Annotated in this window: 15 protein-coding genes; 8 read left to right on the top strand and 7 right to left on the bottom strand. The window is 33.9% G+C overall.

The window, feature by feature from the left end; all coding sequences use genetic code 11:
* The first annotated feature begins 130 nt into the window (after window positions 1-130).
* Window positions 131-1,408, top strand: a complete 1,278-nt coding sequence (locus tag UH7x_RS11955) for a replication-associated recombination protein A (RefSeq protein ID WP_482360165.1) — start codon at window positions 131-133, stop codon at window positions 1,406-1,408.
* Here the strand turns inward: UH7x_RS11955 and UH7x_RS11950 are convergent.
* The 7 genes from UH7x_RS11950 to UH7x_RS11920 all read right to left on the bottom strand — a co-directional run bounded on the left by UH7x_RS11950 (window position 1,405) and on the right by UH7x_RS11920 (window position 8,644).
* Window positions 1,405-2,304, bottom strand: coding sequence for a hypothetical protein (locus UH7x_RS11950; protein WP_482360164.1), 900 nt, complete (start codon window positions 2,302-2,304; stop codon window positions 1,405-1,407). The genes UH7x_RS11955 and UH7x_RS11950 overlap by 4 nt on opposite strands.
* Before the next feature lie 115 nt (window positions 2,305-2,419).
* Window positions 2,420-3,847: a DUF5723 family protein gene (locus UH7x_RS11945; protein ID WP_482360163.1), complete on the bottom strand. Its 1,428-nt coding sequence runs from the start codon at window positions 3,845-3,847 to the stop codon at window positions 2,420-2,422.
* The gene (locus UH7x_RS11940) at window positions 3,844-4,395 is read right to left on the bottom strand and encodes a hypothetical protein (RefSeq protein WP_482360162.1); all 552 of its coding nucleotides are present in this window, start codon (window positions 4,393-4,395) and stop codon (window positions 3,844-3,846) included. Before UH7x_RS11940 ends, UH7x_RS11945 begins: the two co-directional genes overlap by 4 nt.
* 55 nt (window positions 4,396-4,450) lie before the next feature.
* Entirely contained in the window at window positions 4,451-5,140 is a 690-nt protein-coding gene (locus UH7x_RS11935) for a YjjG family noncanonical pyrimidine nucleotidase (protein WP_482360161.1), read from the bottom strand.
* Complete coding sequence (locus UH7x_RS11930; protein ID WP_482360160.1) at window positions 5,133-6,425, bottom strand: polysaccharide deacetylase family protein; 1,293 nt, start codon at window positions 6,423-6,425, stop codon at window positions 5,133-5,135. The genes UH7x_RS11935 and UH7x_RS11930 overlap by 8 nt, the downstream gene beginning before the upstream one ends.
* A gap of 86 nt (window positions 6,426-6,511) precedes the next feature.
* Entirely contained in the window at window positions 6,512-7,210 is a 699-nt protein-coding gene (gene radC, locus UH7x_RS11925; protein WP_482360159.1) for a RadC family protein, read from the bottom strand.
* Between the two features lie 75 nt (window positions 7,211-7,285).
* Complete coding sequence (locus UH7x_RS11920; protein ID WP_482360158.1) at window positions 7,286-8,644, bottom strand: UDP-N-acetylmuramate--L-alanine ligase; 1,359 nt, start codon at window positions 8,642-8,644, stop codon at window positions 7,286-7,288.
* Window positions 8,645-8,897: 253 nt separating this feature from the next.
* Between UH7x_RS11920 and UH7x_RS11915 the strand changes: the two genes are divergently transcribed.
* From UH7x_RS11915 to UH7x_RS11885, 7 genes are all read left to right on the top strand, one after another.
* Entirely contained in the window at window positions 8,898-11,153 is a 2,256-nt protein-coding gene (locus UH7x_RS11915) for an Ig-like domain-containing protein (protein WP_482360157.1), read from the top strand.
* A 27-nt stretch (window positions 11,154-11,180) separates the two neighbouring features.
* Entirely contained in the window at window positions 11,181-12,119 is a 939-nt protein-coding gene (locus UH7x_RS11910) for a PorP/SprF family type IX secretion system membrane protein (protein WP_482360156.1), read from the top strand.
* A 10-nt stretch (window positions 12,120-12,129) separates the two neighbouring features.
* Window positions 12,130-14,259, top strand: coding sequence for an OmpA family protein (locus UH7x_RS11905; RefSeq protein ID WP_482360155.1), 2,130 nt, complete (start codon window positions 12,130-12,132; stop codon window positions 14,257-14,259).
* 152 nt (window positions 14,260-14,411) lie between these two features.
* Window positions 14,412-15,197: an SDR family oxidoreductase gene (locus UH7x_RS11900; protein ID WP_482360154.1), complete on the top strand. Its 786-nt coding sequence runs from the start codon at window positions 14,412-14,414 to the stop codon at window positions 15,195-15,197.
* Window positions 15,198-15,355: 158 nt separating this feature from the next.
* On the top strand, window positions 15,356-21,424 hold the full coding sequence (locus UH7x_RS11895; RefSeq protein ID WP_482360153.1) for an alpha-2-macroglobulin family protein: 6,069 nt from the start codon (window positions 15,356-15,358) through the stop codon (window positions 21,422-21,424).
* Between the two features lie 108 nt (window positions 21,425-21,532).
* A complete protein-coding gene (locus UH7x_RS11890; RefSeq protein WP_482360152.1) occupies window positions 21,533-22,261 on the top strand; it encodes a carboxypeptidase-like regulatory domain-containing protein in 729 nt (242 codons plus the stop codon).
* The gene (locus tag UH7x_RS11885) at window positions 22,258-23,271 is read left to right on the top strand and encodes a transglutaminase domain-containing protein (RefSeq protein ID WP_482360151.1); all 1,014 of its coding nucleotides are present in this window, start codon (window positions 22,258-22,260) and stop codon (window positions 23,269-23,271) included. The genes UH7x_RS11890 and UH7x_RS11885 overlap by 4 nt, the downstream gene beginning before the upstream one ends.
* Window positions 23,272-23,323 lie beyond the last annotated feature (52 nt).

Here is a 23,323-nt window from a genome sequence, read left to right as displayed (position 1 = left end):
GTAATTAGCAAAAAGTCAGCCAATTTAATTGAAACTGATAAATTGTCATTTATTCGTACTTTATTACAATGCGCTTAAGTTTCCTTTTAAGCTAGAACGTAATTTTCTGCAATTATCTTACTTTTATCAAATGAATCAACCGTTAGCGGAGCGGGTAAGACCCAAAACTTTAGAAGAATATATAAGTCAAAATCACTTAGTAGGTGCAAAAGGCTCACTAACCTCACAAATTAAAAAAGGATTAATCCCTTCTTTAATACTATGGGGACCACCTGGCACTGGAAAGACAACACTAGCAAATATTATCGCGAATGAAAGTGATCGCCCATTTTATATTCTTAGTGCCATCAGTAGCGGAGTTAAAGATGTGAGAGAAGTTATTGAAAAAGCGAAGCAAAGTGGCGGCCTTTTCACTACAAAAAATCCGATATTATTTATTGATGAAATACATAGGTTTAGCAAATCGCAACAAGATTCGCTTTTAGGTGCTGTAGAAAAAGGTTGGGTTACATTGATAGGTGCTACTACAGAAAATCCTAGTTTCGAAGTTATTCCTGCCTTATTATCGCGCTGTCAAGTATACATTTTAAATCCATTTGGCAAAGAAGATTTAGAAGCTTTAATTCATAGAGCGATAAAAGAAGATGACTTTCTCAAATCAAAAAAGATTAATCTAAAAGAAACTGAAGCACTTTTAAGACTTTCTGGTGGTGATGGCAGAAAGCTGCTTAATATTTTTGAACTTGTTGTTTCTTCTGAAGACAAAAAAACTATTAATATTACCGATAAACTTGTTCTTAGTAAAGTTCAACAAAATACGGTGCTTTATGATAAAACTGGAGAACAACATTATGATATTATTTCTGCTTTTATAAAGTCTATAAGAGGCAGTGACCCCAATGGTGCAGTATATTGGTTGGCAAGGATGATTGAAGGGGGTGAAGATGTGAAATTCATAGCTCGTAGGATGTTGATTTCCGCTTCAGAAGATATTGGCCTAGCAAACCCTACAGCCTTAATTATGGCGAATACAACATTTCAAGCAGTAAGCACAATTGGCTATCCGGAAGCACGTATAATTTTAAGCCAGTGTGCGATATACTTGGCTACGTCAGCAAAAAGTAATGCTAGTTATATGGCTGTTGGAAAAGCCCAACAAGTTGTTAAACAAACTGGTGACTTATCAGTACCGCTGCACCTTAGAAATGCGCCAACTAAATTAATGAAGGACTTGGGTTATGGTAAAGAATACCAGTATGCTCATGACTATACCAACAATTTTGTTGAAAGTGAATTTTTACCAGATGAAATTACTGGCACTTCATTTTATAATCCCGGTAAAAACCAAAGAGAGAATGCAATTAAAGAATTTCTCAAAAACAGATGGAAAGACAAGTATGGTAATTAGAACTTGATATTCAATTCCTCCCTAATCAAATTATCTCCTGCATATCGTTCAAAATACCATTTACCATTTTCAGAATAAACCATACCATTACCAATTTCACCACTAGCTAGAAAATAATCAGCTTTCGAAGTTTTTAAAATTTTCATTAGAATTTTCGGTGTACTATCAACCAACTGATAACCATTAGTTATCTCTTGTGCATACAGTACATCTGTTTTCTGTTCTTTTGCTACTACAGGAATCGCTTTAGAAACTTTAGGGGCTTTTGGAGTTTTCGCCATTTTAACATCTGATTCAACTGGCTCCACACTTTTATACGTTTGTTTTGTTCTTGTAGCTTCTTCAATAAGCACTGCATCTTGTTTTTTAGAATTTACTTTAAGCTTTTTCGGCTCTTTTAATTCTTTAACATCGTTTTTAAAACTAACTGTAATTGGTTCATTTACCTCACCATCATATTTATAGTTGATTATATCAAAAGATTTCATAGCATTTGTAATTGACTCTGTATAAGCATCCTTGTAGTCTTTACTTTTACTTTTCCCTTCTTCAGTTACAAATACTTCTTGTCTGTTACAGTCACTTAAAACAACCTTAGTTTTAGTACTAAATAAAGAAGAATCTTCTTTTAGGCTAGCAAATAAAGCTTTACATTGATTGTTGGCTAAATCCTCTGGTAATGCATCCTCCCATACAGCTGTATATCCCTTCTTAGTAAAAAGATATTTCACTAGCGTGTTGGTGGAATACTGATTTTCCTTTTTAAATTCTTCGAATTTTTTTGGAACAACAATATATTTATACTTGTTTAAATTCGTTTGTGCCAGAGCTAAATTGCTACTTCCAAAAAGAATAATTACCAATACTATATAAACTGATTTTGTGGATTTAAACATCTATCTATTTTAATTAAATAAATCGCAACACAATCCTAGCGGTAATTTGCGAAATCTATTGCTGTCTTAATTTAAGTATGCAAAAGATATACCAAGATGATAGGTTGAAGAAAATCTATTTCTTCCCCCAAGATATAATATTTAATCCGAATTGAAAAGATTGATATTGGCTACTAGCTAAATTCTGATACCCAAGTAGGTTATCTGCCAAAACAAAAAAGTTAACTGGCCCTACTTGTAAATTAAGCCCTAAACCGATATTAGTAAATGAAAATTTATCAACCGTGTAGGAAGTCTTCAATGCCAATATGCTACCTATTCGTCGCTGATAGAAAACAGAAAGTGCCGTTTGTGGCCCACGTGGTCTATTAATGGCATATAAGTGGCCTCCAACACTATTCGCATATCTTGTTCCTCTATCACTACCTGATGCATATGGGCCACAATCACAATTTGCTCCAGTAAGAGTTTGTTCTCCCCAATTATACCTCAGTGAAGCATTTAATTTTGTTGGTCTAAACATAATGTAGCTGTCATTGTTCTCTTCAAACGGAATTAATTCTTCTACATCATCAATTAAATCATTCCAAAAATCTTGATCAGGATCTGCTAGAGCATCAGGTAAAATAACCTCAACACCCTCAATCGTTGTTTTACCTTTTAGCGTATAATTTTTAACATCATTAGAATGATTAATGAAACCAAGATCTAAAAGACTTGCCGTAAAAACTGTTTGCTCATTAAGTTTATAAGTAAAACCTAAATCAACTCCAACACCTAAATTACCTCCGAAAAATGCTCGCTTTGTAATAGTGCTAGCTATATCGCCTTCTTTTTCTGCATCTCTAAGCGAGGGTATGCCCGACATTCGGTATTCCATATCCGCATCTAAAGTATTGGCGTAGAAATTATTTATACCTTCTGTGGTAACAAAATATCCTTTATTATGCGTCGAATTAAAATCAAAAATACTAGAATATACTTTTGCGCGAACTCCGATAGTCAGCTTATTGCTAATGCGTTTATTGAGACCTATATGGTATACATTTAGTAATTCACCCCTAGTTTTAAAATCGCTTAAATTAAAACGTTGATTTAAATTATCTGCATTACCCTCAAAGCCTAAGATTGCTAAATCGCTAAACCAATAACCTATTGCGTCACCTTCTGTATAAACCCCTAAAGAATAGAAGTTATCTTCGTTTTTACCACGAAAGCCAATATTAAGTAACTCAAGTTGAAAATTACCACTCAATTCATCTGCCGTGGTCATTCCATAAATAACTTCATTAGCAAATTTGTCTGTAAAATCTAGGCCATCATCTGCGAATATATCGTTTACTGCCACTCCACTTGAGCCGGCCTGAAAAGAAATGTTCGTTGCAGGGATACCAGCATACCAATTAAAATCGACTTCAACCCCAGGGTTTACCATCAACGATTGCGGTATTTCGTTAAAATCATAAAGTAATTGGCTATTTTGACCGTGCCCAATAGCGCCAATCAACAACATAGCAAATATTAAAATTTTCGTATTTCTCATTTAACGGAGAGTCTAAATTTACCGCTTGATTTTATTACTACCTTGGCGTCAGGAATATCTGAAGTGCTTGTGTTATCACCATTGTTTTCAGCGGTAACACGAATGGCAGAAGTATTTATAAGTATATCTAAACTGTGCCCCGTACCTCCATAAGGTATCTCACGTAGTACTGGCACTACAGGAGGTGCCGCTGGAATATTAAAAAACTCTACATCCAAAACATTACCACCATCATCAACAAATTCTACGGTAATATTCAAATCTTTACTAGTCGTATTCTCCACTAAATAGGTAACCACACCATCAATAACCCGATCTGCAAAAAAGGCATCTGAGAAACCATCAAAATTAAAGTCTTGCGAATAGAAATTTGAAGCAATCGCCCTATTTATAATATCTTCCGGGGCTTCTACATACAAAATACTGCCTTCGATAACAGGTTCAATTTGTAAATCATCGAATTGATCAAAATCTAATTCTTCGACACATGATTGTAACGATGTTAGCGCTAATAATAAACATAAAAAATAGCCAATCTTTTTCCCCATCTAACACGAATACTTCTAAAAATCACTGCGATTTTTAGTTACAACTAGTATAACTCTATAAATAAGATTTTATTTCATGTAGATGGTCGATGATTGGGCATACATTATGAGCTTCGTGTTTATGAGAATTAAAATGCAACGTATGAAAACCAGCTTCTTGGGCACCCATTATATCTGCTTCAAGACTATCACCTACCATTAAAGCATTCGTTGAAGTTACGTTGGCGCGCTTTAAAGCCAAATCGAAAATTATAGGATTCGGTTTCTTTACTCCTGCCATTTCAGAATCTATAATCTCGTTAAAATAAGCATGAATATTCGAGTTACGCATTTTTTTATGCTGCACTTCATGAAAGCCATTTGTAATAATATGCAAGCGATAATTGGGCTGAAGGTATTCTAATATTTCTATAGCACCTGGAAATAGATGATCAAATGATGATAAATGTTCTATATACGATTCTGATAATTTGTTGATATCACTATCGGAAACTTTAATACCTAGTTTATCAAATACAGTTTTCAGTCTTTGATATCTCAAATCTGTTTTACTAATCTTTTCTTCTCTAAATAATTTCCAAAAAGCCAGATTTTGCGGAATATAAACGGCTAGAAAATCATCCAAATTAATATGCAACCCATTTTCGACAAGAATTTTATCAAAGGTTAATGCAGAGTTTTTTTCAAAATCCCATAAGGTATGGTCTAAATCGAAAAATATATCAGTGACAAAATTTTTAAACATGTTGAGATTTTATAACAGATTCATAAAATTCAAGCCAATTAACTTTATGTTCACCACCCAATAATTCATTTGAAAAAATAGTAATTAAATTGCCATTTACTTTTTTTACTTCGTTAGCTAACTCAGATAAAACATTCATCATTTCATCATTGTGCTTTAAATTAACCAATGCATAATCATGCATTGCAAAGGAATGTACACGTATAGGCTGCTGAATTTCTAAATTGATATCATAAAAGTAAAAAGGTGTGCAGGTTCCTGCTCTAAAACCAACTTCATGGGTATAACCCATGGTATAATCATCACTAAATTCTGCTTCAACAAGTTTGCGATATGTTATAGGAATATCTACGCGATTATATCGCATTCTCGAAGAATGTACGGGTCTGTTAATAACAGATTCTAGGCGTGATTTTTCTCGTTTTAATAATTCAGTATTTTCAAACGAACTATAGGATGCGGCCAATGAAACCGTACTATAATCGGCCATTGATTTTATTAGAAACCGAAATTTATTATTGGTAGGCGATACATTTTTATCAAAGGTAGAATAGTCGGCAAATTGAAAGAAAAACATACTCTTTGTCTTGTACTTTTTATGCATTTCTACCAGAGCCTGAAAATTATTGTAAGGATCATTTTTACCGAAAATAACACCAAACCTTTGAACAAGACGGCGTATTTTAAAAGTTCCTAAATCCATAAAAAAACCGGCAAGACCACGTACAAATCCCCGATAAGCATAGCTATGAGAAGTTGTTACATCTATAATAGAAGTATAGGAAAACGCTCTAGTCTTATACTGAAAATCTGGAAAACGTTCTTTAAGACTCTTCAACAGTCTTGCAACCCAAATATCTACTATAGGTAGACTAAGAAACTCATTCTTATATGCAATGCTTTCTTTTGGTGAAAAGCGGCCATGAATATCTTTAACATGTGGCAAGTATTCTTCATAACGACTTACTAAATAGAAACTGGCTGAAAAAATATCAAATGGTAATTCGCTCCGTTCACCAGCTCTAAAAAAACATGGAATTCCATCCCAATCTAATACATTAATCTCTATATCATTAATACCTTGCTGAAATAACAAATCGTTACTTCGAACAAAAAATTCATTCTGTAAAGGTTGTTTTGTATAGGTTATTTTTGGGCCTGTATGTTTTATAAAATCCTCTACCTTCACGGTAAACGACACCTCAACACCAATCATACGACTAAATATATGCTTCATTATGTAGGTAAAGCGAGGTGTAATTTTATGGGTATATACTAAAAGCATATTTTAAAGCTAGCTGTATTGTATTAGTAAATTATTCACGAAGTTATTTATTTTAAGGTCATTTACTTTAAATAACAGTATCCTTTTTATAATAGTCCATCATCTGCAAAGCTATAGTAGCTTTTCTGTGTTACGATTAAATGATCAAGAACTTTTATATCTAAGGCTATAGCTGCTGCCTGTAATTTCTGTGTTACTGCCTTATCTGCTTGACTTGGCTTTAAAGTACCTGATGGATGATTGTGCGACAGAATTAATGCGACCGCACCTAACTCTAAAGCTTTTTTCATAACAATTCGCACATCAACCAAAGTACCCGTTAAACCTCCTTTGCTAAGTTGTGCTTTATGCAATACTTTGTTTGCATTGTTTAGGTATAAAATCCAAAATTCTTCGTGTTCTAGTTCGCCTATTATCGGTTGTAAAATTTCAAAAGCATCTTTACTGCTAGTTATTTTAGAAATTTCAAGAATTGCCTCTCCCCTTCTGCGGCGTCCCATTTCTAATGCTGCGGTAATTGTTACTGCCTTTGCCTCACCTATACCTTTAAACTTCATTAACTGTTTCGGGGAAAGTTTACCGAGTTCATTTAAATTATTATTTACTGATGCTAAGATACGTTTGGAGAGCTCTACTGCACTTTCATTCCTACTGCCCGATCCAATTAAAATTGCGATTAACTCAGCATCCGAAAGTACAGAACGTCCTTTTCTTATTAGCTTTTCCCTAGGTTTGTCATCATCAGACCAGTTTTTTATTGAAAAAGATGTTGACTTTTCTTGCATTCTTAAAAATAGTAAATAATAAATAGCATAAGTCAGCATATTGATATTAACCTAACTTTAAGTCACTTAAAAAAACTAAGCTTCAATTAAATCTTTAACTTCTTGTAAATCTAAACCTCCATAGTTCCCAGAACTCATTAAAAGTAGTACCGCATCTTTATAATCTTGTTGAAATACAAAATCTTTAAAAGCAGAAGATTCCGTAAAAATATTTAAATCACCTCTTTGAAATGCCTCCGAAATTTGAGTGGGAGTAACTTCTTTCAACTTTTTAATTTTTACGGATTCCGGCAAATAAAATACTGAAGCTATGTCTGCAGGGTCCAGAGCTCCTTTATAATCTTTTAAAAATTCAGGATTAAAACTACTATAAGTATGTAATTCTAAACAAGCTATTACTTTTCGATTCGGGTATTGTTCTTTTACAGCCTTTGTTGTTGCCGCTACTTTACTAGGAGAATGTGCAAAATCTTTATAAACAACACAGGTTGAATTTTCAGCTATTTTTTCCAAGCGTTTAGATGCTCCTGTAAACGTTGCAATCGCTTCATAAAAATCATTTTCGTCAACGCCCATGTTCTGGCAAATCCATTTAGCACCCGCAAGATTACTTAGATTATGTTTTCCAAATACTTCAATAGGCATTGGACCTTCTGGAGTTTCCAAAAGTGTATGCCCATTTTCAACTATGTATGCCGGAGTTTCGTAAGGTAATTTACGAATTGCGTTTTCAGAAGCTTCAACAACTTTCTTTACTAAAGGATCTTCTACGTTATATGTAATGCTTCCGCCTTTTATAATGCTATCTGTAAAAATTGAAAACTGTTCAACATAATTATCAAATGTTGGAAATACATTAATATGATCCCAAGCAATTCCACTTAACAACGCAATATTCGGTTTGTATAAATGAAACTTTGGACGTCTATCTATTGGTGATGATAAATATTCGTCTCCTTCTAAAACTATAAAATCGTTCTCTTCTGTTAGATGTACCATACGGTCAAAACCATCTAATTGAGCACCAACCATAAAATCTACTGTTCTATTATGATAGTTTAAAACATGTAATATCATAGAAGTTATGGTTGTCTTACCGTGACTACCACCAATTACAACCCTTGTCTTATCTTTTGATTGTTCGTATAAAAATTCGGGATAGGAGTAAATAGTAACACCCAATTCTTGTGCCTTCAATAATTCAGGATTGTCGGCTTTGGCATGCATACCCAAAATTACTGCATCTAGGTTCTCACTAATTTTATCAGGAAACCAACCAAACTCTTTTGGCAATAGTCCTTTATCTGCTAATCTACTTTTCGAAGGTTCAAAAATAACATCATCACTTCCAGTAATTGTATAACCTTTATGCTCTAGCGCTAAAGCCAAGTTGTGCATTGCGCTGCCTCCAATTGCAATAAAATGAATAGTCATTATAGAAATTTAGTCCGTAAAGATAAACATTGAAAAAAAACTAGGTAGAAGATTACAATTTTCAATTGTAAGAAAAATCCGATAAAATGATGGATAATATCGATATAATACACTTTTTTTCATGTTTTTAACAATTTTCGTAGGATTCACCTCTCTTTTAATGCGTTTCACAACATTCTTTACTTTATCGAATACAAGCCGCATACTTTTGTTCGTTCGTAAGCTGTAATAGATTGCTTTAAACTAAAAAACAATGACCTACCAGAATTTCAACAAATCAATACTTGTTCTGTCGGTATTTATATTTCTCTTGAGTTTTACACAAGTAAATGCTCAATGTGCTGGTTCCGACAATACAGTTACTGTATGTAATAAAGAACAAGACACGGGTAATAGAACATACGATCTTTATACCGCACTTGGTGGCACTCCGTTAGCTGGTGGTACTTGGACAGCACTCGCTGGATCCAACTCCACAGCGTTAGATGAAGCTACTGGTGAATTAGACTTATGGCAAATATATGTTGCTGGCAGTCATGAATTTCAATATGACAACCCATTATGTGGCGACTCTGCTATTGTAACCATAGTATTAGGAGGATATCCCGGACAAGATAATATTGATGGTGGTGCAAATGCATGTAATAACGAAAATGATGTAAACCTTTATAGCTTCTTAGGAAGTAATCAAGATGGGCAGGTTCAAGATATAAACGGTGTGTGGTCTGAAGATGCTCCAACTGGTGCATTAACCGACAATACTTTTGACGCAACAATAGTAACACCTGGCGAATATACCTTTAGATATACAAGTGCAGCGGTTGGATCCTGTCCAGCACGTGAAGCTGTTGTAATTCTAGAAGTACACAGAGTACCTGTTGTAGGTACTCCTGAAACACTAATTCTTTGTTCTGAAGATGACTTTTCTGGACTTACAAATTTCAATCTTAATAATCTATTGGATGGTGAAGATATGAATGGAACTTGGAGTCAAAATGATGTTGATCTTCCAAATCAATTTGTTGATATTCAAGATATCTACAACAATTCGGGAGCTGGCTCTTATACTTTTGATTACGAGATAATACCTACGAATCTTGTTTGTGATATTGCAACCGTATCCGCAACCATAAGAATTCGAAATACTTTCAGAGCTTCTATTTCTGGAGCTGATTATTGTATTGGTTCACCATATATTCTTAATGTGAGTTATGATGAACTTCTTTTACCAAATAGCACATACGATATTGATTACACTGTTACTGGCAGCACCGGTAATTACATGTTAACATCAAGTGCCGTTGACTTAAGTAATGGTTCTGGTAGCTTTACTATGACATTACCTAGTGATGTACCAACAAATGAAACATTAGATGTAGTAGTTACTGGAATAATAGATTCTGGAGGTGCTGAAATTTGCGATTTAGTTAATACTCCACAAACTACCTTTAGTATTATCGATATTAATGGACCAGCATCAATAACTGCCGAAGCCAGCCAAACTTTTTGTACAAATGATTTTGCTGCACCTGGACCTACACTAGCTGATATTGCATATACAACTACAGGAAATGTTGCTTTTTTCGATACCGAAACTAGTTCAGCACAATTACCTGATACAACCGAAATTGTTGACGGTGAAGATTACTATCTAAGTAGTACCGATAGTTCAAACAGTTGTATTGTTGCGACTAGAGTTGGAGTTACTGTAGCATTAATAATGCCAACAGATCCAACAACATCAGAATCTGCACCAGTATTTTGTGGATCTGATAATCCAACAATTGCCGATTTACAAGTTGATGCTCCTAATGGCGAAACAGTAGTTTGGTTTGATGCTGCAACTGGTGGAACAGAATTAGCTACTACTACTGCTTTAGCAGATGCAACTAGTTACTTTGCTACATATACGTATGCTGGCGGATGTGAAAGTTCTAGTCGTGTAGAAATTACTCCTACAGTAGTTGCAGTTGAATCAGCTTCTTTACAATTTACATCATTAGAATTATGTGCGCTTGATGAACCAACTGTTGCTGAATTAAGAGCACTAGAAAATACATCAGATTTTGATGTAGAATGGTACGACCAACCACAAGACGGAACACCTTTAGCTGATTCTGCTCTTTTAATATCTCAAACTACGTATTACGCTGAGACTTCTGACCCTGATACGGGTTGTAGTTTACCAGATAGAGTTGCGGTAACAGTTGACTTATCTAATTGCGACCCTGTAACGTATGACTTCTTTATACCAGACGGGTTCTCACCAAATGGTGATGGAAGAAATGACACTTATTTCATTCCTAACATAGAAACTATTTTCCCTGAATTCACTTATGAAATACTTAATAGATATGGTACTTCATTATTTAAAGGAGATATTAACAACCCATCGTGGGATGGCGATCAAGGTAGTGGTGAAGCCCCTAATGGAATTTACTTCTACATCGTAAACTATAATAAAGATGGCTTCGAACCTATTCAAGGCCGACTATTCCTAAACCGCTAACCACACGAATCATTTATTTCAGATAAGATGAAAAAAACAATATATATAAGTATTTTCTTGTTCTGCGTTCAGTTTGCGCTTCGTGCTCAGCAAGATCCACAATATACGCAGTACCAGTACAACATGAGTGTTGTAAACCCTGCATATACCACAAATGATTTGGGCCGAATCAATTTCGGAACGCTATATCGTTCTCAATGGGTTAGTGCTATTGGTGGACCAACAACCTTAAACTTTTTTGCTCACGTACCAGTAAGCGAGAAAATTGAAACAGGAATTTCAATTGTTTCTGATAAAATTGGTGACGGAGCTGTTAAAGAAAATAACCTTTACATTGATTTCGCCTATATTTTAAAGTTGGATGATGTTAGCAACCTTTCATTAGGTCTTAAGGCTGGGGTTACAAATTATGAAACCGATTTTAGTGGCTTCAGACTACCAGAACTTCAAAATGACCCTAATTTTAATGAAAACATAAACACTAGTTTACCAAATATAGGTATCGGTGCTTTTTATAATAGACAGAACTTTTATGCTGGCTTATCTATTCCAAACTTGTTATCTACAAAATATTTAGACTCTCAAAACGGAGTAAGTACTCAAGGCTCTGAAGTTATGCACGTATTTGCAACAGCAGGTTATGTATTTGAAGTTAGTGACAACTTTAAAGTAAAGCCATCTGTAATGTCTAAAATAGTACAAGGTTCACCGCTTACTATAGACGGTTCTTTAAATGTATTATTCAACAATCGTTTCGAAGTTGGTGCATCGTACAGATTAGAAGATTCGGTTAGTGCCATGTTTAACATGAAAGTATTACCATCGCTTCGCATTGGTTATGCATATGATTACACCCTATCGAACTTAAGCGACTTTAGCTCAGGTTCACATGAAATATTTGTTCTTTTCGACCTTGATTTATTAGGTCTTAACAAAGGTTATGATAAATCACCAAGATTCTACTAGAAAACAAGCTATGAAAAAAATTATATATACATTATTGTTTCTTATCTGTGCACAGACAACTTTTGCACAAGACGATTTGAAACGTGCTAACACCTATTTTGATCGTGCTTTTTACACAGATGCAATTCCGCTTTATGAGGATATTGCAAAAACAAACAAGAGCTCTGTCGTAGTTAAAAACTTGGCAGATAGTTATTACAATACGTATCAATTGCCAAATGCAGCAAAATGGTATTCATACTTAACTTCTGTTTATGGAGAAAATTTAGATGAAAGCTATTACTTTAAGTATAGTCAAACCTTAAAAGCAATTGGCGAGTACGAAGAAGCTACGGAGGTTCTTATGGACTATTATGCTTCAATTAATAATACAGATCAGGTAGAAATATTGCAAGCCCAATTAAAACATTTAGAAAATGTTGATGCTATTGGTGATCGTTTTAGTTTAACAAATGTTGCGCTCAACACTCCAAATTCTGAATTTGGTGCTTTAAGAGTAGACGATAATGTAGTTTATGCTGCAGCCAAAAAAACTAAAATCCCTTTAAATGCGAAGAAATATCGTTGGAATAATCAGAATTATTTAGACATGTATTCACACCCTATTAGCGAATTAGCACAGGGTGATAGTATTAGTAAAGATTTCTCATCTAGCATTAATACTAAAATGCACGAGGCTACATTTGCAATTACTAAAGATAGAAGTACACTTTATTTTACACGTAACAACTTCTTAAAGGGTAAAAGAGGAACTGATGGTGATAAAATTTCTAGACTGAAAATTTACCGAGCTACTTGGAAAGATGATAAGTGGCAAGATATAACTGAATTACCATTTAATGGTAATGATTTCTCTACTGAACACCCTGCATTAGATGCTTCGGAAAGCACATTGTATTTTGCTTCAGATAGACCAGGAGGCCACGGCTCATTAGATTTATATTCAGTATCAATTAATGATGTAGGTGAATATGGTGAACCTCAAAACCTTGGTAAAGAAATTAATACTGCACGTAAAGAACAATTTCCGTTCATAGATGAATCTAATAATCTTTATTTCTCATCTAACGGTCATGCTGGTTTTGGTTTATTAGACGTATTCGTATCAAAAAATGAAAATGGAAGATATCAAAAACCTAATAATATTGGCAAGCCTTTAAATACTGGTTATGATGATTTCTCATTTAGTATGGATCAACATGCAAAAGAAGGATTTTTCGCATCAAATAGACCAGATGGAAAAGGTAGCGATGATATTTACCGATTCTTAGAAACCAAACCATTGGTTATTGAAGACTGCAAACAATTTATTGCCGGTATTATTACTGATAAAACTACAAAAGAAATTATTCCTTTTGCTGAATTAAACCTTTTAGATAGTGAAGGTACAGTTATCCAAACTCAAACAGCATCTGAAAATGCTGAGTTTAAATTTACAGTTACCTGCGAAACACAATATACAGTTGTTGGTAGAAAAACAAATTATAAAGAAAACTCAAAAAAGGTTGCTACTGACAAAGAGCGTAGCAGTATTAAAGATGGTTCTTTAGAATTAGTAACATTTGCTGAATTAGATAGACAAGAAGCTATCAATATTGGTAAAGCAAAAGAAGAAGAAAAAAGAATTGCTGCTTTAGCTGAAGAAGAAAAAATTAGAGAAGCCGAAGTTAAAAAGCAAGAAGAAATCAAAGCTAAAGCTAGAGCTGAGGAAGAACGAAAAAATCGTATTGAACAAGCTATTGCCAACGAACCTCTAATCGAAAGAGATGGTGACAGAATTATTATCAAAGCAGAACCAAAGATTTATTTCGATTACGACTTATGGTACATTCGTTTAAAATCTAAAGAAACACTCGATAAGATTGTAACCATATTACAAAACCATAAAGGCATACAGTTAGAAATTGGTACGCATACTGATATTCGTGGAAATAATAAGTATAACCAAGAACTTTCGCAAAAACGTTCAAATTCAGTTTATGAATATTTAGTTGAAAGTGGTATCGATAAAAAACGATTGAAAGCCAAAGGTTATGGCGAAACTCAAACTATTGTTAAATGTGCTACTGAAGAAGCATGTATTGAAGAACAACACGAAATTAATAGACGTTGCGAATTTGTAATTGTTGATTGGAAATAAAATTTAAATACGCCCAAACCACACCATTTTATATATAGTTATAATTGTAAAAACCCAATGATTTAAAAATCATTGGGTTTTTTCTTTGCGCATTATTCTGATTACCTTGTGACTGTTTTACAAACCTCGTATTATAAAAAAATCTCATTCGAATGAACATATCTTTAAAAGGAAAAAAAGCTTTAGTAGGTGGTAGTAGTGGGGGTATTGGAAAAGCTATTGCAATTCAATTAGCCGAATGTGGCGCCAGCGTTACACTCATGTCACGTAGTACAGATAAGCTGCAGAAAATAGTTGCATATTTACCTACAGATAAAGGACAAAGTCACAACTATTTAGTTGTTGATTTCTCTAACTATGATGATTATAAAAAAACGATTACCAATTTTTTTGAGACAAATTCAATAGATATTTTAATCAATAATACACAAGGTCCTGCCGCAGGAAATGCCTTAGAAAAAAATGTTGACGATTACCAACAAGCATTTGATTTACTATTTAAAACGGTAGTTTTAACCACAGAATTGGCATTAAAACAAATGCAAAAAAACAAATGGGGAAGAATAATAAATGTAGCTTCCGTATCTGTCAAAGAACCACTGTCGTATTTGGCATTATCAAATTCTATCCGTGCTGCCGTAGTTACTTGGGCGAAATCTTTAGCAACCGATGTTGGCAAAGACCAAATTACTGTAAATAGTATTCTAACAGGTTATTTCGATACCGAACGAATTTCGCAATTAAATGCAAAAAAAGCGAAACAATTGGGTATTTCTGAGCATGAAGTACGCTCAGAAATGGAATCCAAAGTTCCTGTACAACGTATAGGAAACCCTAATGAATATGGTTATTTAGCAGCTTTCTTAGCTTCAGATAAAGCTGCATATATTACAGGAACACAAATTCCTATTGATGGCGGATTACTAAAGTCACTTTAAAAACTAATACAGCGGCTTTACTAAGTCAAAAATGTATTTCACTAATTATTCATTGCTTAAGATGAAGTATGGAATCATCTTTGCCAATACCTTTGTAACAAAATATAGTATGCTCACCGCAATTTCGCGACTGAAAATTTTATTCGAAAAAAAATAAGATGAAAAAAGCTTTATTAATATTAACTCTAGTTTTCTATTCTCAAATGACACAGAGTCAAGAAAAAGGTGATTCGTACAATAAACTTTGGCAACAAGTGCAAAAATTAGAAAATGAAGCCTTAAATACTTCTGCTCTAAAAATAGTTGAAACAATTTCTGCTAAAGCAAAGAAAGAAAACAATAGTCCGCAAATAGTTAAAGCCATGCTGTATCAATCTAAATACGCCATGACGTTGGAGGAAGATGCGCAACTTGCTATTACAAATGACTTTAAATCTGAAATAGCGAAAGCAGAATTTCCGACAAAAAATATACTCCATGGTTATTTGGCGAATATGTATTGGCAGTATTTTCAAAATAACCGTTATCAATTTTACAACAGGACTAAAACAGAAACTAAAGTTGATGAAATAGATTTTAGGACTTGGGATTTAAATACCCTTTTTCAAGAAATAAACATTCATTTTGATGCTTCGCTAACAAATGCAAAAAAACTCCGTTCATTACCAATTGAAGATTACAACACGCTCTTACATAAACAAAAAGGTTCAGAATTATATCGTCCATCGCTATTTGATGTATTGGCACATACAGCATTACTATTTTATAAGGCCAGTGAAAATAATATTACCAGACCTGCAGATAAATTCGAAATAGATGATCCACAATTTCTTTGTGAATCGCTACAGTATAAAGATATAGAAATAGATCAAACAGATAAAACTTCGTCACAAGCAAAGGCTTTAAAAATTTACCAAGAATTGCTTCAACTACATATTGCAGATGCTACCATTGATGCACAAGTAAGAATAGATATAGAGCGCTTGAAGTTTATTTATACCAATGCGGTTTTTGACAATAAAGACGAAATCTATATTGAAGTGCTAAACAACACAATTTCAAGTTTTAAGAATAATGAAAATATTGCACTTTATCAATATGAAAAAGCCAAAGTTTTTCAGCAATTAGGCCATACGTATCAACCTAAAGAAAGCGTAGAAAATAGATGGAAACTAAAAGAAGCATTGGAAATTTGTGATTTGGCAATTAAAAATTACCCAAATAGTATTGGTTCTGAAAAATGCAAAGTACTAAAATCGCAATTACAGGCTCAGACTTTGACTATTAAAAGCGAAAAGCATATTCCAATAAATAAACCATCACGATTACTAGTAAATTACAAAAACCATAATGAATTAGAGCTTTCAGCTAGAAGAATATCGTCTTCGCAAATAGTATTATTAAATAAATTATGGGAGCAGCCAAAGAAGTTAGCATTCTTAAAAAAACTGCCTATACTAAAAGAATGGAAAGCCAGTTTAAAAGATGAAAACGATTATCAAAATCATAGTACCGAAATAATTATTCCAACATTACCCAACAACCAATATGTACTATTTGCTGAGCCTTCATTAAATAAACATGCAACATTTGCCTACAGCATTGTTCAGGTTACCGATTTTGTATTGGTAGAAACAAGAACTCCTTCTACTATTAATTTTCAGGTAATTGATAGAAATAATGGCAGCCCAATAACGGGTGCAACAGTTAAATTTGACTACAAAACAGGATACAATGGGCCCAGAAAAATAAAATCCAAGACCACGGATAAATTGGGCATGGTTTCTATTGCACTTACTGAACAAAACTGGCGCGATGTTTCAATTCTAATTAAGTATGAAAAAGAGACTGCTTTTTACAAGGATTTCTATCTTAATGCAGCTTATACTGCAGAAAAATTTAAAGGAGACAATGTTGCTTTTATATTTACTGACCGCAGTATTTACAGACCGGGACAACCGTTATATTTTAAAGGAATTGCGTTAAAAAGAACACTTAATAAATCGAGTGTTTTAGAAAATGTAAAAGTAGATGTAGTTTTAAAAGACGTCAACAATCAGGAAGTAACAACACAACAGTTTATCACAAATGAATATGGTTCATTTTCGGGTGAATTTATTGTACCATCCAGCGGCTTAACAGGTAATTTTACTCTAGAAGCATATGCAGAAACACCTTATTTTGATGGTTATGCTAGTATTTCAGTTGAAGAATATAAGCGACCAAAATTTGAAACTTCTTTTAAACCTGTTACCGAAACATTTAAAGTTAATGATAGCATTTCTGTAAATGGAATTGCCAATGCTTATTCAGGTAGTACTATAACTGATGCTAAAGTTAACTATCGTGTAAAACGTGTTGTGTATTACCCGAGATGGTACTATTGGTACCGCCCACATTTTAATACTTCACCGCAAGAAATTGCCCATGGCGAAACCAAAACAGATGCTTCTGGAGCGTATAGAATTAATTTTAAAGCGATTCCTGAGAAGAATACAAATGCAAAAGACCTACCTACCTTCAGTTATGAGATTACTGCAGATGTCACCGATATTAATGGTGAAACACACAGTGCAACTACAATAGTAAAAGTTGGGTACCATACATTAAACGCCGACATTTCTATACCCGACATTTTAGATAAAAATAAAGCAAACCACAAAGCCAATATTGCAACAAGAAACCTCAACGGACAATTTGTACCTGCAAAAGGAACTTTAAAAATGTACAAGTTAATAGCACCAGAAAATGTATTGCGCAAAAGACCATGGGATGCTCCAGATTATGATGGGTTTACCAAAACAGAATTTAAAAAATTGTTTCCCCATGAAGCATATGATAATGAAGCCGATTATACAAACTGGGACAAAGGAGAATTAGTATGGCAAAGCAATTTTAATACCGGGACATCTGAAGAAGTGTCCTTAGAAAATTTAAAGAAATACATTTCCGGGAAATATGTTCTTGAACTTGAAACCAAAGATAAATTTGGTCAAGAAGTAAAAGATATTGTGCACACATCACTTTATAGTGACAAAGACAAACGGCTAGCAGACAATCAACTTTTTCAAATTAATACAGATAAGACATCATATGAAATTGGAGATACCGTAGATCTTACTTTATCTAGTGCTGCCAAAAATATGACGGTGACTTTATTTATTGAAAAAGACCAACACATTGTAGATACAAAAATCATCCGTCTAAACAACAATTGTACATCTATAAATATACCTGTTACGCAATCAGATTTAGGAGGTTTTGCCATTAGCTACAGTTTTTCAGCGTTTAATTCTTTTCAATATAGCAACCAAAATATAAGCGTTCCTTATTCAGAAAAAGATCTAGAAATTGAAACCTTAACATTTAGAGACAAAATAAAACCTGGTACAGATGAAACATGGTCTTTCAAAATAAAAGGCACAAAAGGCGAAAAAGTTAGTTCCGAACTTCTAGCAAGTATGTATGACGCATCCTTAGATGCTTTTAGAGGACATTCGTGGAGTTTTAACCCTATTTATCGCCCATCATATTATAGCGCCATTTACTCAAATGCTCAACAAAGTTATGGCCTAAATTCATTTCGTGTATTCGCTTCTACAGACGGAATTTATAATTATTCCGATCAGAACTTTGACACTTTTAATTGGTTTGGGTTTTACTTTGGAAATGGTGGCCGTCTAAGATTGTTTAATGAACATTCAATGGTAAGAAAATCGCCAAGTGCGCCGGAATCAGAAATGATGATGGATGCTGGCGAATCACTTGATGAAGTGGTTATTGTTGGATATGGAGTGCAAAAAGAGAAAAATATAACTGGCACATTTACAGTGGACACTGAAGAATCTTTAAATATAGAAAATGATAATATTGAAGACACAGAAGCAGTTCAAATACGAAAGAATTTACAAGAAACTGCCTTTTTCTTTCCGCAATTACGAACTGACAGTGAAGGTAACGTATCATTTAATTTTACAACCCCGGAAGCACTTACCAAATGGAATCTGCAACTATTAGCACATAGTAGAGATTTACAAAGTGCATATACTACCAAACAAACAGTTACCCAAAAAGAACTGATGATTACGCCTAATGCACCACGCTTTTTACGCGAAGGAGATGCGCTTGTTATTAGTTCGAAAATTGCAAATCTGTCTAACAAAAATCTTTCTGGCACTGCGCAAATTGAATTTATAGATGCCGTTACAGGGAAAAGCATTTCTGCGGAACTTATAGATTCTTTGGATGATGCTTCAAAAAAATTTCAAGTAGACTCGTTAAACAATACACAAGTCTCTTGGCGCTTAAATATTCCGGAAGAAATTCAAGCGATACAATACAAAATAATTGCTAAAGCTGGTGATTTTAGTGATGGCGAACAAAATCTACTACCTGTATTAACCAATAGAATCTTGGTAACAGAAACTTTACCAATGTGGGTACGTAGCAATCAATCGAAGACTTTCACTTTAGACAAACTAAAAAACAATTCTTCAACTACGCTTAAAAACCATAAGCTAACTTTAGAAATAACTAGTAATCCTGCATGGTATGCCGTACAGGCGCTCCCCTATTTAATGGAATATCCGTACGAATGTAATGAGCAACTATTTTCTAAATACTACGCAAATACTCTGGCCAGCCACATTGTTAATGCTAATGAACGAATTCAGGAAGTGTTTAAGCAATGGCGAAATTCAGATGCCTTATTAAGTAATCTTGAAAAAAATCAAGAATTGAAATTACTCTTAATTCAAGAAACCCCTTGGCTACGAGATGCCCAGACTGAAAGTGAACAGAAAAAACGCATTGCACTTTTGTTCAATTTAGATAAAATGAAAAATGAGCAAGCCAATGCTTTGCAAAAATTACAAATAAACCAGCAATCTTCTGGCGCATGGTCATGGTTTAAAGGCGGTCGTGATAATCGATTTATTACGCAACATATAATAACCGGTTTTGGTCATTTAAAACAATTAAATGTTAGCTCAACAGCATTGGGCAAACAAGATCAGATGATTTTAAATGCAATCAACTATTTAGATGCTGAATTCGTGAAGGAGTATGAGCAGATGAAACGCTATACTGATAATCTTGATGGTGATCATTTAAGTAATACGCAAATTCACTATTTATATATGCGTAGTTTCTTTAAGAATATACCACTTTCTAATAAGGTTGAAGCGATTACCAAATATTATCATGAGCAAGCAAGTAACTACTGGGTGGATCGCAATTTATACTCCAAAGGAATGTTGGCATTAATTACGCACCGAAATAATGATGCTAAAACCGCAAACAAAATATTAAAATCTTTAAAAGAGAATAGTATTACTTCAGATGAGTTAGGCATGTATTGGAAAGAAAATGCCGCTTCTTGGTATTGGCATAAAGCTCCCATTGAAACCCAGTCACTAATAATTGAAGCCTTTGGTGAAATTCGAAATGACACCAAAACAATTGACAATCTTAAAATTTGGTTATTAAAAAACAAACAAACTAATCAATGGAGTACAACAAAGGCTACAACAGAAGCCGTTTACGCTTTATTATTACAAGGTAGCGATTGGCTTTCTGTAACGGATGCAGTTTCCGTATTGGTAGGTAAAAAAGAAATTACGCCTACTAAACTTGACAATGTAAAAGTTGAAGCCGGTACCGGTTATTATAAAACTTCATGGACCGGTTCTGAAATCAATTCAGCAATGGCCGAAGTTAAGATGGACAAAAAAGGAGAAGGTATCGCATGGGGTGCATTGTATTGGCAATATTTTGAAGACCTTGATAAAATCACCTCCGCTAAAACTCCATTACAATTAAAGAAAAAATTATTCCTTAAAAAGAATACGGATACCGGTGAAGAAATTTCCGAGATAACCCCCAAGACCAATTTAAAGGTTGGAGACTTGGTGCGGGTACGGATAGAATTACGTTCTGATCGTGACATGGAATTTTTACACATGAAAGACATGCGTGCTGCAGGTTTTGAGCCTATTAATGTGATTTCTAGCTACAAATGGCAAGATGGCTTGGGTTATTACGAGAGTACCAAAGACGCCAGCACTAATTTCTTTTTTGATTATTTACCAAAAGGAGTTTATGTTTTCGAATATGATTTACGAGTGAATAATGCAGGTGAATTTAGTAATGGCATTACAACGATACAAAGCATGTACGCCCCTGAATTTTCAAGCCATTCCGAAGGGCTACGCGTAAATGTGAATTAATAATATTTTTTTAGCGATTTCACTCAATGAAAGTGACCATTCACTAATTAGACGTTTTTTCTAATCTTATATCACTATAGATTGCGGTATAATAATAAACCAAAGATTATGAAAAACAACATAAGTATAAATGTAAAGAAGCCTTGTTTAGAAAAATTTGATAATTTTAATACTACTAAAAAAGGTGGATTCTGTGGATTCTGCCAAAAAGAGGTAATTGATTTTACCAATATGTCTGATACGGACTTAATTGAACAGTTGCATTCGAATACAAATAAAATTTGCGGTAGATTTAAATCTTCTCAATTGAAAAGCTATGAAACAAATACACAAAATATGACGAACAAAAATTTTATATCCGGATTTGGTATTTTAGGATTCTCATTATTGGCGCTATGTATTTCTAACGATATAAATGCACAAGAATTGGCAAGTTTAAATACAACTACAGAAGTGTGCATTAGTCACCCTCAGTCTACGATTGAAAACAAAATAATTGCTCAGCATACTATAACTGGAACTGTTTTAGACGAAGCTAATTTACCACTGCCCGGCGTGAATGTTGTTTTAAAAGGAACAACAATAGGTGTTATAACCGATCTTGATGGCAAATTTGAATTTCCTAATTCTTTGGAAACTGGTGACGTTTTAATTTTTAGTTATATCGGTTACGAAACAAAACAATACAAAATTCCCAGTAGTAACTTAGACATTATCGATATTACTATCACGTTCGATGCATATGATGTTGAACTTATGGGTGAAGTAGTACTAGATGGCCCCTACAAGAGCAAAAGAGGGGTATTCAATAAGTTGGCTTCAATTTTCAAAAAATGAGAATTGTACTAATACTAGTATTTTTTGTTAGTGCGTTTTCGTTTGGTCAGCGCACTGAATTTAAAGATGCTAATTTTAATAAAGCCGATAGTATTGCGCTTATTCACAAAGATGAAAGTCTAAAAAACCTTCCTATTCTTAGCCATAAATTAACTAAAGACTTAGAGCTTGATGTTGAAAAATTTAGAGCTATTTATACCTGGGTTTGCACCAATATTGAAAACGATTACAGTTCCTATTTACGTACGAGTAAAAAACGTAAAAAGCTAGCCGACGATAGAGAAGCACTACTCGAATGGAATAATGATTATCTTCCAAAAGTATTTCACAAATTGGTTAAAGAGCACAAAACTGCTTGTACAGGTTACGCTTTTTTATTACGAGAATTAGCAAGATTAGCTAATCTTAATTGTATGATAATTGATGGTTATGGGCGTACGGCAACCCTAATTTTAAATGAAAATAGCTTGCCCAACCATTCGTGGAATGCAATTAAATTGAACGACATATGGTATTTATGTGATCCTACTTGGTCTGCCGGTAGAATTTTATTGGAAGAAGATGGTCCACGATTTGAAAGTGATTATTACGACGGATACTTTTTAGCTGACCCGCAGTTATTTATTAAAAATCATTATCCCATAGACCAGAAATGGGCTCTTATGCCAAACCCTCCTTCATTTGAAGATTATATTGAAGGACCAATAGTTTATAAGGAAGCTTTTAAGCCAAATATAATTCCTTTGACACCAGAGAAAATGAAATTATCATCGGCCAAAAATCAAAAAATTAGCTTTTCTCTTAAGCATGATGGTGATATTCAAACTGATACTATTAAGTTGCTAATAGACCGAGGAAGCGGAAATAAAAGTATAACGCCTAAAATTTCTTCAAATGAGCAGGTTTTAACGCTAGAACACATCTTTACTAAAACCGGTATCCACGATGTTCACATAGTGCTTGACGAAACTATTGTAGCGACCTATGTTGTAGCGGTCAAAAGAAAATAAATATCTTTTTTAATAGTATAAATTAAGCACAATAATTTTCTTAGTACATTGT

This window comes from Aurantibacter sp. UH7, from assembly GCF_056839165.1.
This window is presented reverse-complemented; position numbering and strand designations above follow the sequence as displayed.

What these genes read in the sequence shown, in the direction of transcription:
- UH7x_RS11940 (WP_482360162.1), bottom strand. Translation starts at nt 4,395, where the DNA reads ATGGGGAAAAAGATTGGCTATTTTTTATGTTTATTATTAGCGCTAACA.
- UH7x_RS11900 (WP_482360154.1), top strand. Translation starts at nt 14,412, where the DNA reads ATGAACATATCTTTAAAAGGAAAAAAAGCTTTAGTAGGTGGTAGTAGT.
- UH7x_RS11890 (WP_482360152.1), top strand. Translation starts at nt 21,533, where the DNA reads ATGAAAAACAACATAAGTATAAATGTAAAGAAGCCTTGTTTAGAAAAA.
- UH7x_RS11885 (WP_482360151.1), top strand. Translation starts at nt 22,258, where the DNA reads ATGAGAATTGTACTAATACTAGTATTTTTTGTTAGTGCGTTTTCGTTT.
- radC (WP_482360159.1), bottom strand. Translation starts at nt 7,210, where the DNA reads ATGCAAGAAAAGTCAACATCTTTTTCAATAAAAAACTGGTCTGATGAT.
- UH7x_RS11950 (WP_482360164.1), bottom strand. Translation starts at nt 2,304, where the DNA reads ATGTTTAAATCCACAAAATCAGTTTATATAGTATTGGTAATTATTCTT.
- UH7x_RS11955 (WP_482360165.1), top strand. Translation starts at nt 131, where the DNA reads ATGAATCAACCGTTAGCGGAGCGGGTAAGACCCAAAACTTTAGAAGAA.
- UH7x_RS11905 (WP_482360155.1), top strand. Translation starts at nt 12,130, where the DNA reads ATGAAAAAAATTATATATACATTATTGTTTCTTATCTGTGCACAGACA.
- UH7x_RS11945 (WP_482360163.1), bottom strand. Translation starts at nt 3,847, where the DNA reads ATGAGAAATACGAAAATTTTAATATTTGCTATGTTGTTGATTGGCGCT.
- UH7x_RS11910 (WP_482360156.1), top strand. Translation starts at nt 11,181, where the DNA reads ATGAAAAAAACAATATATATAAGTATTTTCTTGTTCTGCGTTCAGTTT.
- UH7x_RS11895 (WP_482360153.1), top strand. Translation starts at nt 15,356, where the DNA reads ATGAAAAAAGCTTTATTAATATTAACTCTAGTTTTCTATTCTCAAATG.
- UH7x_RS11935 (WP_482360161.1), bottom strand. Translation starts at nt 5,140, where the DNA reads ATGTTTAAAAATTTTGTCACTGATATATTTTTCGATTTAGACCATACC.
- UH7x_RS11915 (WP_482360157.1), top strand. Translation starts at nt 8,898, where the DNA reads ATGACCTACCAGAATTTCAACAAATCAATACTTGTTCTGTCGGTATTT.
- UH7x_RS11920 (WP_482360158.1), bottom strand. Translation starts at nt 8,644, where the DNA reads ATGACTATTCATTTTATTGCAATTGGAGGCAGCGCAATGCACAACTTG.
- UH7x_RS11930 (WP_482360160.1), bottom strand. Translation starts at nt 6,425, where the DNA reads ATGCTTTTAGTATATACCCATAAAATTACACCTCGCTTTACCTACATA.